Annotated in this window: 22 protein-coding genes, 3 tRNA genes and 1 pseudogene; 13 read left to right on the top strand and 13 right to left on the bottom strand. The window is 73.4% G+C overall.

The window, feature by feature from the left end; all coding sequences use genetic code 11:
- The first annotated feature begins 35 nt into the window (after positions 1-35).
- The 5 genes from ASE27_RS17675 (at position 36) to ASE27_RS17655 (ending at position 4509) form a co-directional block, all read left to right on the top strand.
- Positions 36-626 carry a response regulator transcription factor gene (locus tag ASE27_RS17675; protein ID WP_056653958.1) on the top strand — a complete coding sequence of 197 codons (591 nt, stop codon included), beginning with the start codon at positions 36-38 and terminating at the stop codon, positions 624-626.
- 74 nt (positions 627-700) lie between these two features.
- Positions 701-1750: an adenosine deaminase gene (locus ASE27_RS17670; RefSeq protein ID WP_056653710.1), complete on the top strand. Its 1050-nt coding sequence runs from the start codon at positions 701-703 to the stop codon at positions 1748-1750.
- A gap of 46 nt (positions 1751-1796) precedes the next feature.
- The gene (locus tag ASE27_RS17665; RefSeq protein ID WP_056653707.1) at positions 1797-2234 is read left to right on the top strand and encodes a hypothetical protein; all 438 of its coding nucleotides are present in this window, start codon (positions 1797-1799) and stop codon (positions 2232-2234) included.
- Positions 2234-3844, top strand: coding sequence for a cell wall metabolism sensor histidine kinase WalK (locus tag ASE27_RS17660; RefSeq protein WP_235535486.1), 1611 nt, complete (start codon positions 2234-2236; stop codon positions 3842-3844). Before ASE27_RS17665 ends, ASE27_RS17660 begins: the two co-directional genes overlap by 1 nt.
- A complete protein-coding gene (locus tag ASE27_RS17655; protein ID WP_056653704.1) occupies positions 3841-4509 on the top strand; it encodes a response regulator transcription factor in 669 nt (222 codons plus the stop codon). Before ASE27_RS17660 ends, ASE27_RS17655 begins: the two co-directional genes overlap by 4 nt.
- A gap of 178 nt (positions 4510-4687) precedes the next feature.
- Here ASE27_RS17655 and ASE27_RS17650 read toward each other — a convergent pair whose 3' ends face one another.
- Both ASE27_RS17650 and ASE27_RS17645 read right to left on the bottom strand, forming a co-directional pair.
- On the bottom strand, positions 4688-5005 hold the full coding sequence (locus tag ASE27_RS17650) for a hypothetical protein (protein WP_056653701.1): 318 nt from the start codon (positions 5003-5005) through the stop codon (positions 4688-4690).
- An 11-nt stretch (positions 5006-5016) separates the two neighbouring features.
- Positions 5017-6369 (bottom strand): phosphotransferase family protein, encoded by a 1353-nt coding sequence (locus ASE27_RS17645; RefSeq protein WP_056653698.1) that lies wholly within the window; start codon positions 6367-6369, stop codon positions 5017-5019.
- 169 nt (positions 6370-6538) lie between these two features.
- Between ASE27_RS17645 and ASE27_RS17640 the strand changes: the two genes are divergently transcribed.
- Both ASE27_RS17640 and ASE27_RS17635 read left to right on the top strand, forming a co-directional pair.
- On the top strand, positions 6539-6940 hold the full coding sequence (locus ASE27_RS17640; protein WP_082609103.1) for a GntR family transcriptional regulator: 402 nt from the start codon (positions 6539-6541) through the stop codon (positions 6938-6940).
- Between the two features lie 123 nt (positions 6941-7063).
- Complete coding sequence (locus ASE27_RS17635) at positions 7064-7969, top strand: L,D-transpeptidase family protein (RefSeq protein ID WP_056653695.1); 906 nt, start codon at positions 7064-7066, stop codon at positions 7967-7969.
- A 123-nt stretch (positions 7970-8092) separates the two neighbouring features.
- Here the strand turns inward: ASE27_RS17635 and ASE27_RS17630 are convergent, their stop codons facing one another.
- The 3 genes from ASE27_RS17630 to ASE27_RS17620 form a co-directional block, all read right to left on the bottom strand.
- Entirely contained in the window at positions 8093-9310 is a 1218-nt protein-coding gene (locus ASE27_RS17630) for a UDP-N-acetylmuramate dehydrogenase (protein ID WP_082609102.1), read from the bottom strand.
- Between the two features lie 64 nt (positions 9311-9374).
- Positions 9375-10685, bottom strand: a complete 1311-nt coding sequence (locus tag ASE27_RS17625) for an MFS transporter (protein ID WP_056653692.1) — start codon at positions 10683-10685, stop codon at positions 9375-9377.
- Positions 10682-12265, bottom strand: a complete 1584-nt coding sequence (locus tag ASE27_RS17620) for an MFS transporter (protein ID WP_082609101.1) — start codon at positions 12263-12265, stop codon at positions 10682-10684. Before ASE27_RS17620 ends, ASE27_RS17625 begins: the two co-directional genes overlap by 4 nt.
- Positions 12266-12364: 99 nt before the next feature.
- On the opposite strand from ASE27_RS17620, the gene ASE27_RS17615 reads away from it, so the two are divergent.
- A complete protein-coding gene (locus ASE27_RS17615) occupies positions 12365-13465 on the top strand; it encodes a LacI family DNA-binding transcriptional regulator (RefSeq protein WP_056653689.1) in 1101 nt (366 codons plus the stop codon).
- Between the two features lie 121 nt (positions 13466-13586).
- Here the strand turns inward: ASE27_RS17615 and ASE27_RS17610 are convergent, their stop codons facing one another.
- From ASE27_RS17610 to ASE27_RS17585, 6 genes are all read right to left on the bottom strand, one after another.
- Complete coding sequence (locus tag ASE27_RS17610; RefSeq protein WP_056653686.1) at positions 13587-14039, bottom strand: MaoC family dehydratase; 453 nt, start codon at positions 14037-14039, stop codon at positions 13587-13589.
- Entirely contained in the window at positions 14036-14503 is a 468-nt protein-coding gene (locus ASE27_RS17605) for a MaoC family dehydratase N-terminal domain-containing protein (RefSeq protein ID WP_056653682.1), read from the bottom strand. Before ASE27_RS17605 ends, ASE27_RS17610 begins: the two co-directional genes overlap by 4 nt.
- Before the next feature lie 32 nt (positions 14504-14535).
- The gene (gene rpmG / locus ASE27_RS17600; protein ID WP_030151977.1) at positions 14536-14706 is read right to left on the bottom strand and encodes a 50S ribosomal protein L33; all 171 of its coding nucleotides are present in this window, start codon (positions 14704-14706) and stop codon (positions 14536-14538) included.
- 88 nt (positions 14707-14794) lie between these two features.
- A tRNA-Met gene (locus tag ASE27_RS17595) sits at positions 14795-14871 on the bottom strand.
- Between the two features lie 63 nt (positions 14872-14934).
- Positions 14935-15007: transfer RNA gene (locus ASE27_RS17590), tRNA-Thr, on the bottom strand.
- A gap of 440 nt (positions 15008-15447) precedes the next feature.
- Positions 15448-15529 (bottom strand) — tRNA-Tyr (locus tag ASE27_RS17585).
- A gap of 162 nt (positions 15530-15691) precedes the next feature.
- Here ASE27_RS17585 and rarD point away from each other — a divergent pair.
- The 5 genes from rarD (at position 15692) to ASE27_RS17560 (ending at position 20030) form a co-directional block, all read left to right on the top strand.
- Positions 15692-16675 (top strand): EamA family transporter RarD, encoded by a 984-nt coding sequence (gene rarD, locus ASE27_RS17580; protein WP_157257699.1) that lies wholly within the window; start codon positions 15692-15694, stop codon positions 16673-16675.
- A 112-nt stretch (positions 16676-16787) separates the two neighbouring features.
- Complete coding sequence (locus tag ASE27_RS17575; protein ID WP_191801466.1) at positions 16788-17282, top strand: YajQ family cyclic di-GMP-binding protein; 495 nt, start codon at positions 16788-16790, stop codon at positions 17280-17282.
- 134 nt (positions 17283-17416) lie between these two features.
- Positions 17417-18142 (top strand): hypothetical protein, encoded by a 726-nt coding sequence (locus ASE27_RS17570; protein WP_056653676.1) that lies wholly within the window; start codon positions 17417-17419, stop codon positions 18140-18142.
- Positions 18139-18984, top strand: a complete 846-nt coding sequence (locus ASE27_RS17565; RefSeq protein ID WP_056653673.1) for an HAD family hydrolase — start codon at positions 18139-18141, stop codon at positions 18982-18984. Before ASE27_RS17570 ends, ASE27_RS17565 begins: the two co-directional genes overlap by 4 nt.
- Positions 18984-20030, top strand: coding sequence for a S9 family peptidase (locus tag ASE27_RS17560; protein WP_056653669.1), 1047 nt, complete (start codon positions 18984-18986; stop codon positions 20028-20030). Before ASE27_RS17565 ends, ASE27_RS17560 begins: the two co-directional genes overlap by 1 nt.
- A gap of 76 nt (positions 20031-20106) precedes the next feature.
- Here the strand turns inward: ASE27_RS17560 and htpX are convergent, their stop codons facing one another.
- A complete protein-coding gene (htpX, locus tag ASE27_RS17555; protein WP_082609100.1) occupies positions 20107-20982 on the bottom strand; it encodes a zinc metalloprotease HtpX in 876 nt (291 codons plus the stop codon).
- A 244-nt stretch (positions 20983-21226) separates the two neighbouring features.
- Positions 21227-21640 (bottom strand): annotated as a pseudogene (locus tag ASE27_RS17550) (hypothetical protein); the annotation flags it as partial.

Genomic DNA, 21640 nt, shown 5'->3' with positions numbered 1-21640 from the left:
ACGACCACCCCGTGGTCCGTTCGGGCCTCGTCGGGATGCTCACGGCCGAGCCGGACCTCGTGGTGGTCGGTGAAGCGGGCGACGGGCGCGAGGGCGTGCGGCTCGCGCACGAGCTGCGCCCCGACGTCGTGCTCATGGACCTGCGCATGCCCGTGCTCGACGGCGTGGGGGCGACGAGCGAGATCCTCGGCGGCCCCCGCTCCCCCGGCGACGGGCGGGGTGCGCGGCCCCGCGTCGTCGTGCTCACGACGTACGAGACCGACACCGACATCCTGCGTGCGGTCGAGGCAGGAGCCACGGGGTACCTGCTCAAGGACACGCCGCGCGACGTGCTCGTGGCCGGGATCCGGGCCGCGGCCCGCGGCGAGACCGTCCTGGCCCCCACGGTCGCGACCCGGCTCGTGACGTCGGTCCGCGGCGCGGGCGAGCGGCTCACGCCCCGCGAGTCGCAGGTCCTCGCGCTGGTCGCGCGCGGGCTGAGCAACCCCGCGATCGGGCGCGAGCTGTTCATCTCCGAGGCGACCGTCAAGACGCACCTGCTGCGTGCGTTCGCCAAGCTCGGGGTCGACGACCGCACGCGCGCCGTGACCGTCGCGATCGAGCGCGGGATCCTGCCCGGCGTGTGAGGCCGGCCCCGATCTCACCCGGCCGGGGACCGGAACTCCCCGTGCGGGGGCCCGGCTGATGGAAGACTGCCCCTGTGCGTGATCTGGCGAAGCTCCCCAAGGCCCACCTCCACCTGCACTTCACCGGGTCCATGCGGCCCGAGACGCTGCGGGACCTCGCGGCGCAGTACGGGGTGCGGCTCCCGTCCGCGCTGCTCGACGGCGACCCGCTGCGCCTGCCCGCGACCGAGCGTGGCTGGTTCCGCTTCCAGCGCCTGTACGACGCCGCGCGCGCGTGCGTGCGCTCCGAGGCGGACATGCGCCGGATCGTGCACGAGGCCGCGGAGGACGACGCGGCCGAGGGGTCGGGGCGCCTCGAGATCCAGGTCGACCCCACGTCGTACGCGCCCTTCGTGGGCGGCATCTCGCCCGCGGTCGAGATCGTGCTCGACGCGGCCCGCGAGGCGAGCGCCGCGACGGGGACCGAGGTGGGCGTGATCGTCGCCGCGTCGCGCATGCGGCACCCGCTCGACGCGCGCACGCTCGCACGCCTCGCGGCGCAGTACGTGGGCGACGGGCCGGGCGAGGTCCTGGGATTCGGGCTGAGCAACGACGAGCGGCGCGGGGACACCGCGGCCTTCGCGCCCGCTTTCGCGATCGCGCGGCGCGCGGGGCTCGCCCTGGTCCCGCACGGTGGCGAGCTCCTCGGCCCGGACCACGTGAGCGAGGTCCTGACGGACCTGGACCCGGACCGGCTCGGCCACGGGGTCCGGTCCGTCGAGGACCCGCGGGTCCTCGAGCAGGTCGTCGAGCGGGGGGTCGCCCTCGAGGTCTGCCCCGCCTCGAACGTGTCGCTCGGGGTGTACGACGACGGCGCGCAGGTCCCGCTCGGGGCGCTCGTCGACGCGGGCGCGCAGGTCGCGCTCGGGGCCGACGACCCGCTGCTCTTCGGTTCGCGGCTCGTGGCGCAGTACGAGTCGGCGCGGACCGAGCACGGGTTCTCGGACGAGGAGCTGGCCGACCTCGCACGCTCCTCGATCCGGGCGAGCCGGGCCGGGCGCTCGACCACGGCGCGGCTGCTCGCGGGTGTCGACGCGTGGATCGCCGACGAGGCACCACCCACGGGAGAGGCGCCCCGTGGGTGACCGACGCTCTCATGCCCCTCTCATGAGGACCCGGGACACTCGCGCCATGCGACGGACGACGATGTGGGTGGGCGCCCTGGTGCTGGGCACCCTCGGCGTCGGCACGGCTGCCGTGGCCCTCGTCTCCGCGAGCCCCCCGGACCGTGACCTGGGCAACCAGGTCGTCCTGAGCCCTGCCCCGGTCGAGACCGTGACCCCCGAGCCCGTCCCGTCCCCCGTCGAGTCCGTCGAGGAGGAACCGGTCGAGCCCACGGAGCCCGGCGACGAGGGGTCGGACGACGACGGGCCCCTCGTCCCCGTCCAGCCGGCCCCTCCTCGCAGCGGGGGCACCGTCGACAGCGGCACCGGTACGGCGCCTCAGACCGACGAGCAGCCCTACGACGACGGCATGTACCACCCCGGCGACGAGTACGACGACGGCATGTACCGCCCGTCGGACGAGTACGACGACGGCATGTGGACCCCCGACACGGGGAACGGATGATGGCCCAGGCCTCCGACCCCGCCGCGCCCCACCTCCCCCGCACGACCGCGCGACTGCTGACGGTCCGCGCCCGTATCCTCGGCGCGGTCCTCGCCCTCGCGGCCCTGGGGCTGATCATCGCGGGCGGCGTCGCGTTCACGTCCCAGCGCAAGCACGTCGACGACCGGATGGACCTCTCCCTCACGCGCTCGCTCGAGGAGTTCAAGGCCCTCGCCCAGGACGGCGTCAACCCCTCCACGGGAGAACGCTTCACGTCGTCGGACGACCTGGTGAACATCGCGATGCGCCAGACCGTGCCCGCCCCGCACGAGGGCATGGTGGGCTTCCGCGCCGGACGCGCCCAGTGGATCGCGGCGTCGCCCGTGCCCCTGCGGCTCGAGGACGACGAGACGCTCATGGACGCCTTGGAGCCCCTGACCACGGGCGACCGGGTCGCCCTGCGCGAGATCACGACGCCCACCACCAGCTACCGGGTGCTGGTCGTGCCCGTGACGGACGGCAAGGAACCCTCCGCGCTCGTCCTGGCGTACGACCGCGATGCCGAGCACGCCGAGTTCGACCAGGTCTTCCGGACGTACGCGATCATCGCGGTGGTCTCGCTCCTGCTCATCGGCGCGGTCGGCTGGCTCGTCGCGGGGCGCCTGCTGCGCCCCGTGCGCCTGCTCGGCCAGACCGCTCGGCGGATCAGCGACACCCACACGTCCGAGCGCATCCCGGTCACGGGCAACGACGACGTCTCCGAGCTCACCCAGGCGTTCAACGAGATGCTCGACCGTCTGGCCGCCGCGTTCGACGCCGAGCACCAGCTCCTCGACGACGTGGGGCACGAGCTGCGCACCCCGCTGACGATCGTCCGCGGGCACCTCGAGCTCATGGACCCGGGCGACCCCGAGGACTCGGCGGCCACGCGCAGTCTCGCGCTCGACGAGCTCGACCGCATGCACCGGCTCGTCGACGACCTCATGACGCTCGCGACCGCTGGGAGCCCGGACTTCGTCCGCCTCGAGGAGACCGACCTGGGGCGCCTGACCGACGACATCCTCGACAAGGCCCGCCTCCTGGGCGACCGCAGGTGGAAGATCGACGCACGCACCGGAGCCACCGCGCTCGTCGACGAGCAGCGCCTGACCCAGGCATGGCTCCAGCTCGCCTCGAACGCCGTGAAGTTCTCCGCACCGGGGTCGAAGATCACCCTGGGCTCCGCGGTGCGTGACGGCCGGATCCGGCTCTGGGTCCGGGACGAGGGCATCGGCGTCTCGCCCGACCAGCTCGAGCGCATCTTCGTGCGCTTCGCGCAGGCCGAGCGCGACCCCGCGTTCCGCGACGGCGCGGGTCTGGGCCTGGCGATCGTCAGCGCGATCGCGGGCGGGCACGACGGCCGGGTCGAGGTCTCCTCGACCCGAGGTTTCGGTTCCACCTTCACGCTCGACCTGCCGCTCGAACCCGGCCTGGCTCCGCCCCCGCCCGGACCGGACCACGACCACCGGAGCTCCCCTCCCTCGCCGGCAGGTCCGGCACGGGAACACCCGGAGCACGACCTCTTGACTCCGCTGACCGTGGAGATCCCCGTGATCTCCCCGGCGCACCTGGGTGAAAGGACATCGCTGTGAGCCAGATCCTCGTCGTCGAGGACGAGACACGGATCTCGTCGTTCGTGTCCAAGGGGCTGCGCGCGGCCGGGTACGCGAGCACGGCCGTCACGACCGGCCGGGAGGGCTACGACCTGGCGCAGACAGGCGACTACGACCTGATGATCCTGGACCTGGGGCTGCCGGACCAGGACGGGTTCACGGTCCTGCGCCGGCTCCGCTCGGCCCGCAACACGATCCCCGTCGTCATCCTCACGGCCCGGTCCTCGGTCACCGACACCGTGGCGGGCCTCGAGGGCGGGGCGGACGACTACATGGTCAAGCCGTTCCGGTTCGAGGAGCTGTTGGCGCGCATCCGCCTGCGCCTGCGGACCGAGCCCGCGGGCGAGGTCACCGTGCTCTCGCACGGGTCGCTCAGCCTCGACCTGCGCACGCGCCGCGCCCGCACCGAGGACCGGGAGGTCGACCTCTCGGCCCGGGAGTTCGCCCTCGCCGAGACGTTCCTGCGCAACCCGGGCCAGGTCCTGAGCCGCGAGCAGCTGCTCTCGCGGGTGTGGGGATACGACTTCGACCCGGGCTCCAACGTCGTGGACGTCTACGTCCGCTACCTGCGCAACAAGCTGGGCCCCGAGCGCGTGGTCACGGTGCGCGGCATGGGCTACCGGCTGGCGGACCCGGCGGCCTGAGCCGTCCGCGACACGCCGTCGCGATGGGCCACGGGGCGTGAGCCGGGCCCGCCGTGGGCCAGGAGCGCGCCGCGCGGCCGACTGTACGACGAACGAGAGGGCGGGGGCACCGTGTGCCCCCGCCCTCTCGTGGTGCAGCCGGTGACGCGCCGGCTGCCGGGTCGCCCGTCGACGCCACCTACGGGGTGGCGGCCGACGGGGACGTCTGTGCCGAGGCGGGACTCGCAGGAGTCACCGGGCTCGGGGCGGTGTTCGCGGAGTCCGCCGAGGTCGGCGACCCGGCGGTCACGCTCGTCGTGGCGCTCGACGGGTCGAGGTCCGACGGGCTGGGCGTCGCGCTCGTGGCGCGTGCCGTCGTCGTGCCGTCCGCCGCGCGCTCGACGACCGCAGCCGGGTCCTGCCCGACGTCGTCCTCCGCCGCGGCCATCGTGGCGCCGAACCCGACCCCGAGCACGCCCAGCGTGCCGGTCGCGACCCAGATCCTGCGTGCGTCCATGTCCTACCTCCTCAGCCGAGGGGCAGCCGGTCCGCCGCCCCGTCCCTTCGAGAGTCCGCCGGAGGCGTGAGAGCCCGAGGAGCCGTCGGTGAGAGGACTCTGAGACGGTCCTCGGCCCCTGCGAGGAGCTCTTCGGCGACGGCGAGCCAGACCTCGGCGAGCGCGTCGCGCGGCGCGCCGGGCAGCAACGAGAGGACGACGCCGGCGGTGCGCGCGCGCAGCCCGACCGGGTCCGTGCTCTCGCCGAACGCCGCGAGGCAGCGGTCCACGAGTCCCTGGACCCCGGGGTACACCTGGGGCGCGAGGGTCTCGAGGACTGCGAGGTGCCCGGCCATGCACGCGAGGTCGTCCACGCGGTGACCCGGGCCGAGCGTGTCGACGTCGAGGACAGCGGCCACCCGGCGGCAGCCCGCTCCGCCGACGAGGAGGACGTTGGCCTCGTAGAAGTCGCCGTGCGTCGCGACCACGGGGCCGGGGTCACGGGTCTCGACGATGCGGCGCACGCCTCGTTCGAGGGCCTCGATGCGCGCGGCGACGTGAGGAAGGCGCCCGACGGCGGAGCGTGCGTAGTGCGCGGAGCGCTCGGCCCAGGCGGGGCGGCGCTCGAGCAGGACGGCGTCCGGGGGCAGCGCGTCCAGCGCCCGGAGCAGCTCGTGCGGGTCGACCGTGAGCGCCTGCTCGTGCCGGGGGGTCGAGGCCACGGCGGAGGCCATGGTCTCCTCGGGGCGCGCACCGAGGACGAGGATGCCCTCACCGAGCGAGGCCAGGACCCTGGGGGCCGCGAGCGGCGCCGTCAGGCTGTATCCCTGTGGAGCGGCCTCGGCGACCAGGAAGAGGTCGTGGCGCAGCCGGAGCTCCGCGACCCTGTCCGGGCGGACGACCTTGAGGTAGACGTCGCCCGCGGTCGTCCGTGCGCGCAGGACGGCCCGGCGCAGGGGGCGGTAGGCGACCAGGTCCAGCCCCAGGACGAGCGGGGCGTGCGCGTCGATCGAGCGCCACCGGTCGGTCAGCGTCGCGGCGTCGCAGGCCGTCGCGAGCCCCGGCAGGAGGGGGTCCACGGGGTGGCGCCACACGTGGACGGTCTGGTCGCCGTCGACCATGCGCAGGATGCCGTGCCGTTCGACGACGTCGGGCGGGAGGTCGGCCGTGGTCGCCACGAGGTACTCGTCGCGCCCTCCGGCCGTCCGCAGCCCACCGGCGCGGCCGCGCACCGTGACCTCGTACCCGACGCTCACCTCGGCGCCCGGGCGCGCGTGCACCTGGTGCACGCGCCACGAGCCCAGCGCGACGTGGTCGACGGCGAGCGCCGCCTCCAGGAGGTCCCCGGCCCGGGGACCGGTGAGCAGCTGCGCGGCGGTGTCCATGGCAGCAAGGCAAACGGCACGACGTGATGCGGGGATGAGGGCTGCGTGAGAGACCTCTCACGCAGCCGTTGACACCGCGAGGGGCGACTGCCATTGTGTCGGCATGATGATACAAAACCTCCGGAGTGAGCTGCCCGCGCCGCTGCCAATCACCCACCGGGACACCTGAGTGGCCGGGACCGAGCAGCCCGGCGCGGCAGGGCTGCACCTCGAGATCGACCTCGCGTCGGGCGTGCCCCCGTACGAGCAGATCCGCTCGCAGGTCGTCGCGCACGTCGCCGCGGAACGCCTCGTGGTCGGCGACCGCCTACCCACCATCCGGGCCCTCGCGGCCGACCTCGGCCTCGCCGCAGGAACCGTCGCACGCGCCTACCGCGAGCTCGAGTCGGCCGGCATCACCACGACGCACCGTCGCGCGGGCACGGTCGTCGCCGACGGCGTGGCCCCCACCGACGTCGTCGCCCGGCAGGCCGCACGCACCTTCGTCGCTGCGGTGCGCGAGGCGGGGCTCGACGACGACGCGATCTTCGCACTCGTGCGAGGCGAGCTCCTGCGCCGGCACAGCGACTGACGACCGACGCTTCACAACGATTGCGCATACCGCGCGCGGGCGATGCAGGCCCTGTGCCTGCGGCGTGAGAACGTGGTCGTGCCAGTTCTCCGGCAGGACGCCGGGCATCGAGGGGGAACACGCATGTCGAAGGAACGATCGATCAGGACGAGATGGACTGCCACCACGGCCGCCCTCGTCGCCCTGCTGCTCGTCGGAGGGTGCGACGTCCTGAGCCCGGGCGCCGGCGAGACCTCGGCCCCGCCCACCTCGACCTCGTCGCCCTCTCCCTCCGAGACGCCCAGCCCCGCTCCGACGCCGACCGAGGCCCCGGCTCCCGAGCCCACGCCGGAGCCGCCGGAGCCGGTCGAGCCGGCACCGCCCGCCGAGACGCCCGCTCCCCCGGCTGCCGAGCCCGCGCCCGTCGCGCCGGCCCCCGACCCCGCGACCGAGGAGCTCGTGCGCGGGAGCACAGGAGATCGGGTCGTCGCCCTCCAGCAGCGCCTCGCCGACCTCGGCTACTTCGGAGCGAGCCCCGACGGCACGTTCGGTCCGGGCACGCAGCAGGCCGTCTGGGCCCTGCAGAAGGCCGCGGGCATCGGCCGCGACGGCCGGGTCGGCCCCATGACCCAGGCGGCGCTGGACCAGGGTGTCCGACCCACGCCCCAGAGCTCCTCGGGCCACGTGATCGAGATCGACATCGCCCGTCAGCTCGTCCTGGCGGTCGACGACGGGCGCGTCACCGCGATCATCAACGCCTCGTCGGGCAACGGCGAGCGCTACGAGGCCAAGGGTCGGACGTACTACGCCCGCACCCCTGCGGGGACGTTCACGGTGGGGCGTCAGGTCGACGGGAACTACGAGTCCTCGCTCGAGCTCGGGAGCATGTGGCGCCCCAAGTTCTTCAACGGTGGGATCGCGGTCCACGGCTCGGGCTCGGTCCCCCCGTCACCCGCGTCGCACGGGTGCGTGCGTGTCGCCAACGGGGCCATGAACTGGATCTGGGACTCGTGGGGCGCCCCGGCCGGCACGACCGTGATCGTCTACTGACCAGCCCAGCCGCTCGGTCCGCGAGGTAGAGGGCCCGCGTCGAGACAGTGGGCCGGAGCCCTCTACCTCGACGCGGGCCCTCTACCTCGGCACTTCCGGGACTCGGCAGCGACGCTCAGTGCCTCAGAGCGTGACGCCCACCAGCACGGGCTCGGGGACCAGCTCGATCCCGTAGGCGTCGAGCACCCCGTCGCGCACGGTGCGTGCGAGCTCGACGATCTCCGCTGCGGTCGCCGCCCCTCGGTTCGTCAGGGCCAGGGTGTGCTTGGTCGAGAGCCTCGCGGCGCTCGACGGGCCGTGCACGCCGAACCCCTTGGTGAAGCCCGCGTGCTCGATGAGCCAGGCCGCCGAGGTCTTGACCAGGGTCGGGTCGATCTCCCCGAGGCTCGGACCCGTGGTGCGCGACGGGAGCGCCGACCGGACCGGGAAGCGCGGGGCGTCGTGCGGCAGCAGGTCGGCCTGGTCCGCGGCGACGACCGGGTTCGTGAAGAACGAGCCCGCGCTCCAGCGGTCGTGGTCGGGGGCGGTCGGGTCGTCGAGCAGCATGCCCTTGCCCCCGCGCAGCTCGAGCACCGCGGCGCGCACCTCGGCGCTCGGCGCGCGCTCGCCCACCTGGACGCCCAGGCGGCGCGCGAGCTCGGGGTAGCCGATCGGGGCCGAAAGGGTCCCGAGCCGCATCTGGAGGTTGACCTCGAGGACGACGAAGCGCGGGGACGGGTACCAGATGTCGCCGCCGTCGGGCGAGGCGTGCATGGTCCGCTTGAGGAGCGAGGTGCGGTAGCCGAAGTCCAGGTCGATGAGCGGCAGCGTGCGGATGCGCGACTCCGCGCGGTCCCACACGCGCACCGAGGCCACGACGCCCGCGACCTCCTGGCCGTAGGCGCCGATGTTCTGGACCGGGGCCGCCCCGACGGTTCCGGGGATGCCGGACAACGCCTCGATCCCGACCCACTCCTGGGCCACGGCCCGTTCCACGAGCTGGTCCCAGTCCTGCCCCGCGGTCACGGTCACGCTCCCGCCGCCGCACGTGTCCTCCGCGTCGATGCGGATCTCGGCACGCACGTCGCGGACCACGACCCCACCGAAGCCCTCGTCGCTCACGAGCAGGTTGGAGCCACCTCCGAGCACGAGGAGCGGCTCGCCCGCGTCGTCGGCCGCACGGACCGCGTCGACGAGCTCTGCCTCGGTGCTCGCCTCGAGGTACGCGTCGGCAGGGCCGCCGACGCGCAGGGTCGTGAGGTCGGCGAGCGTGGGCTGCTCGAGCACCTCGCCCGGACCGGGCGCGGCACCCTCGGTGACGGCTTCGACGGCGGACACGCGGCGCGGAGAGGGGGCGGTCATGGCTCCAGCCTAGTTCGCCCCGCTCGTGCCCCTGCTCCGCACCCCTCGTCGGTCGAGCGAGATGTCAGGCGCCCCCGGTGCCCGTGCCGCCCGCCGCGGTGGGCAGCGGCTTGGCCGCGTTGACCACGAGCAGCCCGATCACGAGCGGCACCGCGATCACGAGCAGCGCGGGGCGGTAGCCGCCGATGTGCTCGGCCAGGAACCCGATGAGCGGCGGGCCGACGAAGAACGCCGAGTACCCGATGGTCGACACGACGCTGACCCGGACTGCGGCGTGCGTGGGGTCGTCCGACGCCGCGCTCATCCCGACCGGGAAGCCCAGCGCCGCACCCATGCCCCACAGCACCACGCCCACGAGCGCGACCCACAGGATGGGCACGAGCGCGAACACGAGCAGGCCGACGAACGCGAGGCCTGCCGAGATGCGTAGCACGGCCACCCGGCCGAACCGGTCGAGCAGCCCCGTCCCGAGCAGGCGCATGCCCGTCATGGCGGTGAGGAAGATCCCGAGCCCCACGGCGCCCATCGCGTCGGACGTGCCGAACCCGTCGACGACCGCGAGCCCGACCCAGTCGTTCGCCGCCCCCTCGGTCAGCGCGGCGGCCAGCACCACGAGGCCGATGAGCAGCGTGCGCGGCTCCTTCCAGGCGGCGAGGGCGCTGCGCGCGCCCTTGCCGTGGACCGCGGTCGCGGGGTCCTCGCCCGCGGCGTCGTCCCGCAGGTCGCCCGACGACGCAGCGAGGGCCTCGTCCGTGACCGCACCTGCGGGGAGGAAGGACCGCACGCACCACAGGACCGCGAGCAGGCTCAGCGCGAGCGCCACCGCGAGGTGCCACTGCACGGGCACGCCCGCGAGCGCGGCCAGGGCGCCGACGCCGGCGCCGGCCATGGTCCCGAACGAGAAGCCCGCGTGGAAGCGCGGCATGATCGCCTTGCCGAGGCGCTGCTCGACCGCCGCGCCCTCGATGTTCATCGCGGCGTCCCAGACCCCGGTGCCGATCCCGAACAGGAACAGGCCGACCCGCACCACGTCGACCGAGCCCTGGGACACGCCCGTGACGGCCACGACGAGCCCCGCCACGTTGACCGTCGCGAAGATCACGACCGCGCGCGAGGCGCCGACGCGCTGGACGACCATGCCCGAGAGCGGCAGCGCGAGGAGCGAGCCGATCGCGGCGAACAGCAGCAGGAAGCCCATGCTGCCCTCGGAGAGCCCGAGCGCGTCCCTGACCGCGGGAAGGCGCGAGGCCCAGCTCGCGAAGTTGAAGCCGTTGAGGAAGAACACCGCGAACACGGCCCAGGTGGCTGCCTGGACGAGGCGGGCGGTGCTCGCTGCGCGCTGCTCCCCGGAGCGGGGGGCGGGCGGGGTGGTCATGCGGGGGTCTCCTCGCGTCGGTGGGAGGTCGAGCCGGACGGTGCAGGTTCGGTCGCGCCGTGTCGCCGCACGGCACGACGGCGGCGCGTGCGCAGGGTCGACGGTACCGCGTGGTGGGTTACCACCTGGTCAGGCTTCGCGGTCGCGTCGGGTCCGCCCACCCCGGCGTCCTCGGATCGTGCGTCGTCGTCGAGCGACGCCTCGTCCGCACCGGAGCCCTCCGCACGGCGACCCGTGGGCGGGACGGGAGCTCCGCCGTCGGGCCCTGCGAGCGGTGCCGGGCGCTCCCCCGCGACCAGCGGCGCGACCTTCGTCGAGAGCAGCACGCTGACGACCATCGCGACCACGATGAGGACGAGCGCGTGGCGCGCGCCCATGGCCTCTGCCGCGATGCCCAGCAGCGGCGGGGCCGCGAGCGAGGCCATGGACGAGAACGCCGAGACGACCGAGACACGGCTCGCGGCCTGCATGGGCTCGTCCGAGGCCGCGGCGATACCGATCGGGACCGCGAGCGCTGCGCCCAGGCCCCACGCGACCACACCCACGCCCGCGAGGGCGAGGTTCGGGGCGAACCCGAAGAGCAGCAGGCCGCCGATCGAGGCGACCCCCGAGACGCGCAGCACCGTGACGCGGCCGTAGCGGTCGATCAGGCGGGTGCCGAGCAGGCGCATGACGGTCATCGCGCCGACGAACGCGCCGAACACGACCGCCCCCACCGCCTCGGTCTGGTCGAACCCGTCGACCACGGCGAGCGAGAGCCAGTCGTTCGCCGAACCCTCGGACAGTGCCGCGGCCATGATGACGAGGCCGATGAGCAGAGTGCGCGGCTCGCGCCAGGCTCCGAGCGCCGCCCCCAGGCGCACGCGACGCGAGCGCGGGTGCAGCACCGCGGCTGCCTCGACCCCGTCGGGGCCGGCGTCGCCCAGACGCGCCTCGACCCGCGGGCGGGGCAGCGTCGCGTGGACGAACATCGGGATGCTCACGAGGCGCCAGACCGTCGCGACGACCGCGGTGCCCACGAACTGCACCAGGACCGGGACGTCGCCCGCGGCGCACGCAGCGCCGACGAGCGAGCCCACGACCGCGCCGATGCTGAAGGCCGCGTGGAACTGCGGCAGGATCGTGCGCCCCGTGCGCCGCTCGACGCTCGCGCTCTCGACGTTCATGGGGACGTTGCCGAGGGAGAACGCGACCCCGTTGAGGAAGATGCCCGCGGCCAGCAGCGGGACCGAGCCCGTCGCGGGGCCGACGCCCAGGAGCACGAGTGCCGCGGCGAAGAAGCCGGTCGAGGCGAGCATGGCCGCACGACCGCCGAAGCGGTTGACGATCGGCCCGGCCAGCGTGACCGTCACGAGCGCGCCGACCGCGCCTGCGAGCAGCACGAAGCCGAGGTCCTTGGGCGTCATGCCCAGGGCGTCGCGCACCGAGGGGATGCGGGCGAGCCAGCTCGACATGGTGATGCCGTTGAGCAGGAAGATCCCCAGGAGGGACCAGCGGGCGCGGGAGAGGCCGGGGTCGAGCGCTGGTCGAATCGATTCGATACCTGCGTCGGGAGTGGCCTTCGAAACGATTCGAGACATGGTGACAAGTCTGCGGGTAGTCTGGCCGCGCCGTCAAACACCTTTTCCGTGCGTCACGGCGGATCCGAGTTCGTCCAGAAGACCGGCAGAGGGGCAACGATGACCGATTCCGAGCAGGTACCCAAGCCACCGGGCCGTCCGACCCTCGCCCGCGTGGCCGCGCTCGCCGGCGTCTCGGTGTCCACCGCGTCGCTCGCGTTCTCCGGCGCCGGCCCCATCACCCCCGAGACGCGCGAGCGCGTCATGGCCGCCGCGACCGAGCTCGGGTACGCGGGCCCCAACCCGCTCGGCCGCCAGCTCCGCTCGGGGCGGTCCGGGATCGTGGGCGTCGTGATCGGCGACCAGCTCAAGCGCGCGTTCCGCGACCCCGTCGCGGTCCAGGTCCTCGACGGGCTCGTCTCGACGCTCGGCACGAGCGGGCTGGGCGTGCTCCTCATCCCCGGCATCCCGTCCGAGGACCCGTCCCGCGCGGTCGACCCGCTCATCGAGAGCGCCGCGATGGACGTCGCGGTGCTCGTGTGGGGCATCGGGACCGACGACGCGACCCTCGACGCGCTGCAGCGCCGCGGCGTCCCCGTCGTGATCGGCGAGGGGCACCCCGTGCCCGGGACCCCGCTCGTCGGCATCGAGGACCGCAAGGGCACTGCCGAGGTCGTGCGCCACCTGGTCGACCTCGGGCACACCCGCATCGCCGAGATCGCTCTCCCCCTCGACAACTCCCGCCGCAGCGGGGTCATCGACGCCGACCGCCTCGCCCAGGCCGACCGCACCCCCACGCTCAACCGGCTCGCGGGCGTGCGTGACGTCGTCGAACCCCTGATCTCCTGGGAGACCGAGGCCTCGCTCGTCGAGCACGGGCACGCGGCCGCGGTCGAGATCCTCGGGACCTGGGTCCCGTCCGACGAGCGCCCGACCGCGATCATCGCCCACTCGGACCTGCTCGCCGCGGGTGCCGTCCTGGGCGCCAAGGAGCTCGGCCTGCGCGTGCCCGAGGACGTGTCCGTCGCGGGCTTCGACGGGCTCGACCTGCCGTGGCTCAGCCCGGACACCCTCACGAGCGTGCACCAGCCCCTCGCGGAGAAGGGGGCCGAGCTCGGCCGCGCCGTCGTCTCGCTCCTCGCGGGCAAGGAGCCCGAGACCGTGATGCTCGACGTCACGCTCGTCGTGGGGACCACGACCGGGCCCGTCCCGGCCGCCTGAACCACCCGGTCCAGCTTGGCCGCACCGTGGGTCCGCGGCCCCACCACCGACGACGAAGGGCGCCTCTCCCGTGCGGGAGAGGCGCCCTTCGTCGTGTGCAGGCTGCGCGGCGGAGGCCCGCTCAGAGGCGGACGACGGCCTGCGCCTTCATGAGCACCTTGGCACCCTCGAACGTGACGGTCAGGTCGACGCGGACCGTGCGGGCCTCCGCGTCGATCGCCCCGATCGCTCCGGACACCGAGATCACGGCCTCGCCCGGGTTCGGCACGGGCACGGGGCGCGTGAAGCGTGTCTGGTAGTCGACGACAGCCCCCGGGTCGCCGGCCCAGTCCTCGACGAGGGCCACCGCGGCACCCATGGTGAACATGCCGTGCGCGATCACGCCGGGCAGGTCCACGCTCTGCGCGAAGGTGTCGTTCCAGTGGATCGGGTTGAAGTCGCCGCTCGCGCCGGCGTACCGGACGAGGCGAGCGCGGTCGACCGCGATCTCGCGCGTCCCGACGACGTCACCCACCGCGAGGGCGGAGAGGTCCGGTCGCGTGGTGGTCACCGGGGAGGCCGTGGGCTCGGTCATGCGTCCTCCCCGCGGACGACGAGGCTGGACGTGACGGTCGCGACGGGCTCGACGGTTCCGGAGCCGTCTGCCGCCAGGGCGCCGATCTCGGCACGAGTGGTGACCATCGAGATGCCTGCCCGCTGCGTGATCGAGTCGACGTGCAGGACCGTGACCAGCTCGTCGCCGGCGACGATGGGTCGGTGGTGCACGAACCGCTCGTCCGCGTGGACGACCCGCGTGAAGTCGACGCCGGCCTCAGGGTCCTGGATGAACGGGGCCTCGGCGCGCTGCGCGACGACCACCGCGAAGGTGGGCGGCGCGATCAGGTCCGGATAGCCCAAACCCCGCGCTGTGACCACATCGTGGTGCGCGGGGTGGGTCGAACCGACGGCGCTGGCGAACTCGCGGATCTTCTCGCGGCCTACGGAGTACGGGGCGGTGGCCGGGTACTCACGACCGGCGTAGTCAGCGTTGATCGCCATGCGTGTCGGTGCTGCTCAGAGGAGCCGCTGGATCAGCGGGTCTCGCGGTGAGCGGTGTGCTTGCCGCAACGCGGGCAGAACTTCGCCAGCTCGAGACGGTCGGGGTCGTTGCGGCGGTTCTTCTTCGTGATGTAGTTGCGCTCCTTGCAGTCCACGCATGCGAGCGTGATCTTCGGGCGAACGTCTGAGCTCTTGCTTGCCACGGTAGTGCCACCTCTCGCGCCTCCGGAGGGCGCTACGTGCTTGCTAGGCCGCACGGCGCCGGCCGCCGTACGGTGTGATGTCAGGAAGTGGTAGCGGGGGCGGGGCTCGAACCCGCGACCTCACGATTATGAGCCGTGCGCTCTGACCAACTGAGCTACCCCGCCGCGTGATGAACGCGGGGTCGTGTCGCCAGTATTCCAGCGAGACGACCCCGCGTCACTTCACAGAGCCCCGAAAGGGAATCGAACCCTTGACCTTCTCCTTACCATGGAGACGCTCTGCCGACTGAGCTATCGGGGCAGCGGTGAAAAGATTACACGGGTTCTGCCGTGGTGCGAAATCGGCCTCGGCGACCACCCGGGAACCCAGTGATCAGGCCGATTTCTCGACCTGTCGACCGTGCACCGCGATGCCTGCACGACACGTCGCACGCGTCCGACATGTCACGACTTCACCCCCACGTCGCACGCACAGGCTGCCGTCGACGCGCAGCACGCTCGCCGGACCGAGGTCGAGGAACGGACGAGGGGCGCCGCGAGGAGTACCGGACTGCACGCCGGGCGCTCCTCGGCCGAGCCGCACCTGGCCGCGAGCCGAGAGGCGGAGGCGAGCTCCGACGTCGGGCAGGACGGGCGTGCACCGCGCCGGCCCACGACGCCCCCCGCGCCGACCCGTCCCCATGCGACCCCGCCAACGCGAACGAGGCGCCACCCCGGGGGGTGGCGCCTCGTTCAGGTGCGTGGCAGGTGAGGGATTCGAACCCACGAAGGCTATGCCGTCTGATTTACAGTCAGATCCCTTTGGCCGCTCGGGCAACCTGCCATGTTCGGTTGTGCACTCTCGCTGGCCGACCGCGACCGGGCTGCACCGAGGCGCAACCAGAGGACGCTTCCGAACTGCGGGAGCGTGGCAACAGTACAGCCGATCGGGCCCTGGTGAAAAATCGACCCCGCGCGCACGCCCCGCCCACGCTTACAGTGGACCGTGAGCCAGGCCCCCCAGCACCCCGCGAACGACCTCTCCGCGCCACCGGACGCTCCCCGTCCAGGTGCCCCGGGAGCCCCCGCCCCGATCGACCGCCTGGGCGTGGTCCTGGGCGCGAGCGCGTACTTCCTGTGGGGCGCGATGCCCCTGTTCTTCCCCCTGCTCCAGCCGGCCGGACCGCTCGAGATCATCTCCCACCGTGTGGTCTGGAGCCTGCTCTTCTGCCTGCTCCTGCTGCTCGTGATGCGCAAGCTGCCCGCGTACCGGGCCGTGTTCCGGGTGCGCCGGACCGTGGGGCTGCTCGCGATCGCGGCCGTCCTGGTCGCCACGAACTGGGCCGTCTACGTCTACGGCGTCCTGTCCGGGCACGTGCTCGACGCCGCGCTCGGGTACTTCATCAACCCGCTCGTCACGGTGCTCCTCGCGGTGCTCGTGCTCAAGGAACGGCTGCGGCCCGCTCAGTGGGTCGCGCTGGGGATCGGCGCCTCGGCCGTGATCATCCTCACGATCGGCCTGGGCCGTCTGCCGTGGATCGCCCTGACCCTCGCGATCTCGTTCGGGCTGTACGGGCTCGTCAAGAACCGGGTCGGACGGGACGTCGAGGCCCTCCCGGGGCTCGCGGTCGAGACCACGCTGCTGTTCCCCGTGGCGCTCGGCTACCTCGTCTTCCTGGGCGCGACGGGGGTCGGGACGTTCGGCACCGAGGGCACGGGCCATGCTCTCCTGCTGGCCTCGAGCGGCATCGTCACGGCCCTGCCCCTGCTGCTCTTCGGCGCGGCGGCCCGCCGCCTGCCGCTGAGCCTCGTGGGCATGCTCCAGTACCTCGCCCCCGTGCTCCAGCTCCTCGTCGGTCTCCTCGTGTTCCACGAGCCCATGCCGCCCGCGCGGTGGGCCGGCTTCTCGCTCGTGTGGCTCGCGCTCATCGTCCTGAGCGTCGACGGCCTGCACGCCATGCGCGCGTCCCGCCTCGCAGCGACGCGCTGACCCGCAGCGCGCGCCGACACCGCCGACACCGCCGGGCCCGGGGCGGCATCCGTGCCGCCCGCCCACTACCGTGGACCCCAGACCACCCCACCTACCGCGTCAGGAGAGCACCGTGGCCGATTCATCGATGGACATCGTCAGCAAGGTCGACCGCCAAGAGGTCGACAACGCCCTCAACCAGGCCGTCAAGGAGATCCAGACGCGCTACGACTTCAAGAACGTCGGCGCCTCGATCGCCTGGAGCGGCGAGAAGATCGTCATGATCGCCAACTCCGAGGAGCGCGTGCTCGCGATCCTCGACGTCTTCCAGACCAAGCTCATCAAGCGCGGCATCTCGCTCAAGGCGTTCGACACGGACGACAAGGAGCCCAAGCTGTCGGGCAAGGAGTACCGCCTCGAGGGCGTGCTCAAGGAGGGCCTCGCCGGCGAGAACGCCAAGAAGATCACCAAGATCATCCGCGAGGAGGGCCCCAAGGGCGTCAAGACGCAGATCACGGGCGACGAGGTCCGCGCGACGAGCAAGTCGCGCGACGACCTCCAGGCCGTCCAGTCGCTGCTCAAGGGTGCGGACCTGGACTTCGCGGTGCAGTTCACGAACTACCGCTGACACCTTCTCGCGACGGGCGCGTCGCCGGTCGGGCTCCTGCCCGACGGCGGCGCGCCCGTCCGCGTGTCAGGTCGCGCCGGGTCACGCCCGCGACGTGCGGGCGTGTCGCTCCCACGCGGACCTAGACTCGCGGCGTGGACACTCACCGGCTCTCGTCGCCCGAGGCCCTCGCCTGGGCGGGCTGCGGGCCGTGGTCGCGCGGCGGTGACGCTGCCGCCGCGGGGGTCGGGTTCACGGGCGGCCCGACGCTGCGCCCCGAGGTGGACGCGGACAGCATCGAGGTCCTGCTCAGGCGCCGTGAGGCGCTCTGGGCTCGCCTCACGCCCCTCGCCTTCTTCGGTGTGTCGATGCTGATGCTGTCGATGTCGTCGTCGACGAACCCGCTGTCCTGGACCTGGCGGGTGGCCGCCGTGGTCGCGGTAGCCGTCGTCGTGCTTCTCGCGGGCCGGGTCCGCCACACGCGGGAGGGGCGCGTGGCCGCCGCGCTCGAGGCGGGCGGGCCGACGGCCCTCCTGCTCGCCACGTGCGTCCCGGCTCGCAGCGGCTGGCGGCTGGATCTCGCGGCCGCTGACGCACTGGGCCTCGTCGTGGCCTCCGTCCGGAGCCCTGTGCTCGGCACGGTCCTGGCCCGCTTCGCCGACCAGGAGCTCTCCCGCGCCGTCTCTCCCGAGACCCTGCGCAGAGCGCCGTGGCGCGCGTGGGCCGCGGAACCCGTGCTCGTGGTGGGCGGCCGGTCGGCGTGCGCGGTCACGGCGCTCCAGGGGGCCGACGGCGGCTCGTGGATCCTGTCGAGGGCTCGTCGCCAGCCCGCGCGACGCGCGCGTGTCGCGACCTCCGAGCGGCAGGGAGCCCTCGCATGACCCGCCCCCTGCGCCCGCCCCGCGTGGTCGCGACAGACCTCGACGGGACCCTGCTGCGCTCGGACGGCACGGTCTCCGAACGCACGCGCGAGGTCCTGGCCGCACTCGACGAGGCCGGGACCCAGGTCGTGTTCGTCACGGCCCGCCCGCCGCGCTGGCTGACGGAGGTCGGCACGCTGGTCGGTGGTCACGGCGTGATCATCTGCCTGGGCGGGGCGTGCGTGTACGACGTCGGCACGCGCCAGGTCGTCGAGTCGCGCGGTTTCGCGCCGCTCGCCCTGGGTGGCGTGGTCCGCGACCTGCGCGCCGCGGTGCCGGGCGTCGCGCTGGCCGTCGAGCGGGTCGACGGTCCGGTGTTCGACGCGTCGTTCCGGCACGACGAGGACACGCCCGAGGCGTGGCGCGGACCGGTCGAGCGTGCGCTCGACGCTCCCGTCGCGAAGCTGCTCGCACGCACCGACGACACCGCGCAGGACGAGTTCTTCGAGCGCGTGCTGGACGCGGTCGGCGACCGGGCCCTGCTCGCCTACTCCGGCGCGGCCGGCCTCGCCGAGCTGCTCCCGCCCGACGTGACCAAGGCCGGAGCGCTGTCCGCCTGGTGCGCGTCGCACGGCATCGCGGCAGCAGACGTGTGGGCGTTCGGCGACATGCCCAACGACCTGCCGATGCTCGCCTGGGCCGGAACCTCGTACGCAGTAGCGAACGCGCATCCCGACGTGCTGGGCGCCGTCACGCACCTCACGGCGTCCAACGACGAGGACGGCGTCGCGGTCGCGCTCGAGGGCCTGCTCGACGGGTGGACCTCGCACCCCGGCCCGTTCGCCGACAGGTCGGGTGCCTGATGGCCGCGCTCCCCGGACGGGACGGCCCGCACGTCCCGTCACGCCCCGCTCGACGGCTGCCGGCGCTCGCCCTGGCGGTCGTCCTCTCGCTCACGGTCGCCGGCTGCACGGCCTCGTCCCCCGACCCGACGTCCTCCCCGCCCCCCGCGGCCGACGCACCCTCCCGGCCGACCGAGCCCGACGACGCGGTGCTCACGACGTTCTCCTACGGGCCGCGCCCGGCACAGACGGCCGACCTGATCCTGCCGGCCGAGCTCGCCGAGGGGACCGGAGAACTGCGTACGCCGTCCGGCGACGAGGCTCCCGAGCTCCCGGTCGTCGACGTCGTCGTCCTCGTCCACGGCGGCGGCTGGGACGCCGTCTACGACCGTTCGTCCGAGACCGAGGTCGCCCGGGACCTGACCGACGACGGCATCGTGGTGTGGAACCTCGACTATCGCGGCGTCGGCGCGCCCGACCCGCTCGACGAGGGCGGCTGGCCCGGGACGTTCGAGGACGCCGCCGCAGGCCTCGACCTCCTCCCCCAGGCCCTCGGGGACGCAGGACTCGCGCCGGGGCGCGTGGCCGTCGTCGGGCACTCCGCGGGCGGGACCATGGCGCTGTGGCTCGCGGCCCGGCACACCCTGCCCGACGGCGCGCCCGGCGCGGACCCGCTCGTCCGTCCCGACCTCGTGGTCACCCAGGCAGGCGTGAACGACCTGAAGACCGCCGGGGTCGAGGGGCCCGTCGAGGGAGCCGTGCAGGCGCTCATGGGCGGCTCGACGAGCGAGGTCCAGGACGACCGGTACGACCTCGCCTCCCCCACCGCACTGCTGCCCCTCGGTGTCCCGACGCTCGTCGCGACCGGGGACCTGGACGCCGTGGTCGTGCCGTCGGTCGCGACCGACTACGCCGCGGCCGCGCAGGCCGCCGGAGACGACGTGACCCTGTCCGTGGTCGCGGGCGACGACCACCTCTCGCACCTGTCTGCGACCTCACCCTCGTGGGCCGCGGTACGCGACTGGCTGGCCGAGCGTGGGATCACCCCGGTCGGGGCCACGAGATAGCGGTTCGTCGAAGCAGGCGACCCTCGTCGAGGTCCGGTCTGCAGACCACGACCGGGCTCTCCCTCGGCGCAGGCAATCAGTAGCGGGTGATGCCGCCCTGCTGGCCCGCCATGGTCTCGAGCCGCTTGATGCGCTCGGCCATGGGCGGGTGCGTCGCGAACATCTTGGCGACGCCCGCGCCACGGAACGGGTTGGCGATCATGACGTGCGAGACGTCGACGAGATCACGGTTCTGCGGCAGCGGCGCCCTCGCGGTCCCCTGCTCGAGCTTGCGCAGCGCCGACGCGAGAGCCAGCGGGTCGCCCGTGAGCTTGGCGCCGTCCTCGTCCGCGTCGTACTCGCGCGTCCGGGAGATCGCGAGCTGGACGACCATGGCCGCGACCGGCGCGAGCAGGGCCATCGCGAGCGCGGCGAGCGGGTTGCCGCCCCGGTCGCGGTTGCCGCCGAAGATCAGCAGGAACTGCGCGAGCGACGTGATGACGCCGGCCATCGCACTGGCGACCGAGGACGTGAGGATGTCCCGGTTGTACACGTGCATGAGCTCGTGGCCCAGGACCCCGCGCAGCTCACGCTCGTCGAGCAGCGTGAGGATCCCCTCGGTGCAGCACACCGCGGCGTTCTTGGGGTTGCGTCCCGTCGCGAACGCGTTGGGCGCCTGCGTGGGCGAGACGTACAGCTTGGGCATGGGCTGACGTGCAGCGGTCGAGAGCTCGCGCACGATCCTGTACATCGCCGGCTGCTCGAGCTCGCTCACGGGCCGCGCGTGCATGGCACGGATCGCGATCTTGTCGGAGTTCCAGTACCCGTACGCGGTGGTCACCAGACCGATCGCGACGAAGATCCACAACGTGCCGGCCGAACGGGCGAACACCGCCCACAGCCCCAGGATCACGACCCACATGATCCCGAACAGTCCTGCGGTCTTCAGACCGTTGAAATGCTGGTGACCCACTCCCAGCCCCTTCCCTCGAGCACAGGATGCCGTGGTGCGAGCATCCACCGGAAGAACGCGCGGCGCACGCGGGAGGTTCCCTCCGCCGTCGGGCACGGGCGCGCGCGACGAGCCGCACGGCGGGAGGCGACTGTGGGTGGCTGGGGGGGCGGCGACGCGCCCTGGGAGCCCACGGCGCAGCAGGTCCCGGTACGACGACGGCGCCCCGGCCCGGGTGGGCGGGGCGCCGTACGTGGTGCGCGGGTCAGGCCGTGGCGTCGTCCTCGCGGCGTGCGATGCGGATCATGTCCTCGCGCGGCACGACCTTGACGCGCTCACGACCACGGGCCTCTCCGAGGGCACGCTCGTGGGCGTCCAGGACCTCCCAGTCGGACCACTGCACCAGGTGCACGCCCCGCTCCGTCAGGAACTCGATGATCGCGTCGGGCGAGCCGTGCGGCGCGACGCGTCCACCCTCGAGGTCCCCCTCGACGGCCTCCACGCCCTCGGCTGCGGCAACTGCCCCCGTGACGTCCTCGACGAGGTGGCGGACGGTCTCCGAGGCGTCGGACTTGGTGTGCCCGATCAACCCGACCGGGCCGCGCTTGATCCAGCCCGTGGCATACACCCCCGGGACCTGCTCACCATCGATGTCGATCACCCGCGCGGGCGAGCGGCG

The sequence above is a fragment of the Oerskovia sp. Root918 genome (assembly GCF_001428945.1).
GTDB classification, from domain to species: Bacteria; Actinomycetota; Actinomycetes; order Actinomycetales; family Cellulomonadaceae; genus Oerskovia; species Oerskovia enterophila.
The sequence above is the reverse complement of the archived record's forward strand: the minus strand, read 5'-3'. Positions and strand labels throughout refer to the sequence as shown.

Coding starts and splice junctions, on each gene's coding strand:
- ASE27_RS17605 (WP_056653682.1), bottom strand. CDS start 14,503: ATGGCGATCAACGCTGACTACGCCGGTCGTGAGTACCCGGCCACCGCC.
- ASE27_RS17560 (WP_056653669.1), top strand. CDS start 18,984: ATGGCCGCGCTCCCCGGACGGGACGGCCCGCACGTCCCGTCACGCCCC.
- ASE27_RS17645 (WP_056653698.1), bottom strand. CDS start 6,369: ATGGACACCGCCGCGCAGCTGCTCACCGGTCCCCGGGCCGGGGACCTC.
- ASE27_RS17610 (WP_056653686.1), bottom strand. CDS start 14,039: ATGACCGAGCCCACGGCCTCCCCGGTGACCACCACGCGACCGGACCTC.
- ASE27_RS17615 (WP_056653689.1), top strand. CDS start 12,365: ATGACCGATTCCGAGCAGGTACCCAAGCCACCGGGCCGTCCGACCCTC.
- ASE27_RS17665 (WP_056653707.1), top strand. CDS start 1,797: ATGCGACGGACGACGATGTGGGTGGGCGCCCTGGTGCTGGGCACCCTC.
- ASE27_RS17650 (WP_056653701.1), bottom strand. CDS start 5,005: ATGGACGCACGCAGGATCTGGGTCGCGACCGGCACGCTGGGCGTGCTC.
- ASE27_RS17625 (WP_056653692.1), bottom strand. CDS start 10,685: ATGACCACCCCGCCCGCCCCCCGCTCCGGGGAGCAGCGCGCAGCGAGC.
- ASE27_RS17565 (WP_056653673.1), top strand. CDS start 18,139: ATGACCCGCCCCCTGCGCCCGCCCCGCGTGGTCGCGACAGACCTCGAC.
- ASE27_RS17660 (WP_235535486.1), top strand. CDS start 2,234: ATGGCCCAGGCCTCCGACCCCGCCGCGCCCCACCTCCCCCGCACGACC.
- ASE27_RS17675 (WP_056653958.1), top strand. CDS start 36: ATGCTCACGGCCGAGCCGGACCTCGTGGTGGTCGGTGAAGCGGGCGAC.
- ASE27_RS17620 (WP_082609101.1), bottom strand. CDS start 12,265: ATGTCTCGAATCGTTTCGAAGGCCACTCCCGACGCAGGTATCGAATCG.
- ASE27_RS17630 (WP_082609102.1), bottom strand. CDS start 9,310: ATGACCGCCCCCTCTCCGCGCCGCGTGTCCGCCGTCGAAGCCGTCACC.
- ASE27_RS17635 (WP_056653695.1), top strand. CDS start 7,064: ATGTCGAAGGAACGATCGATCAGGACGAGATGGACTGCCACCACGGCC.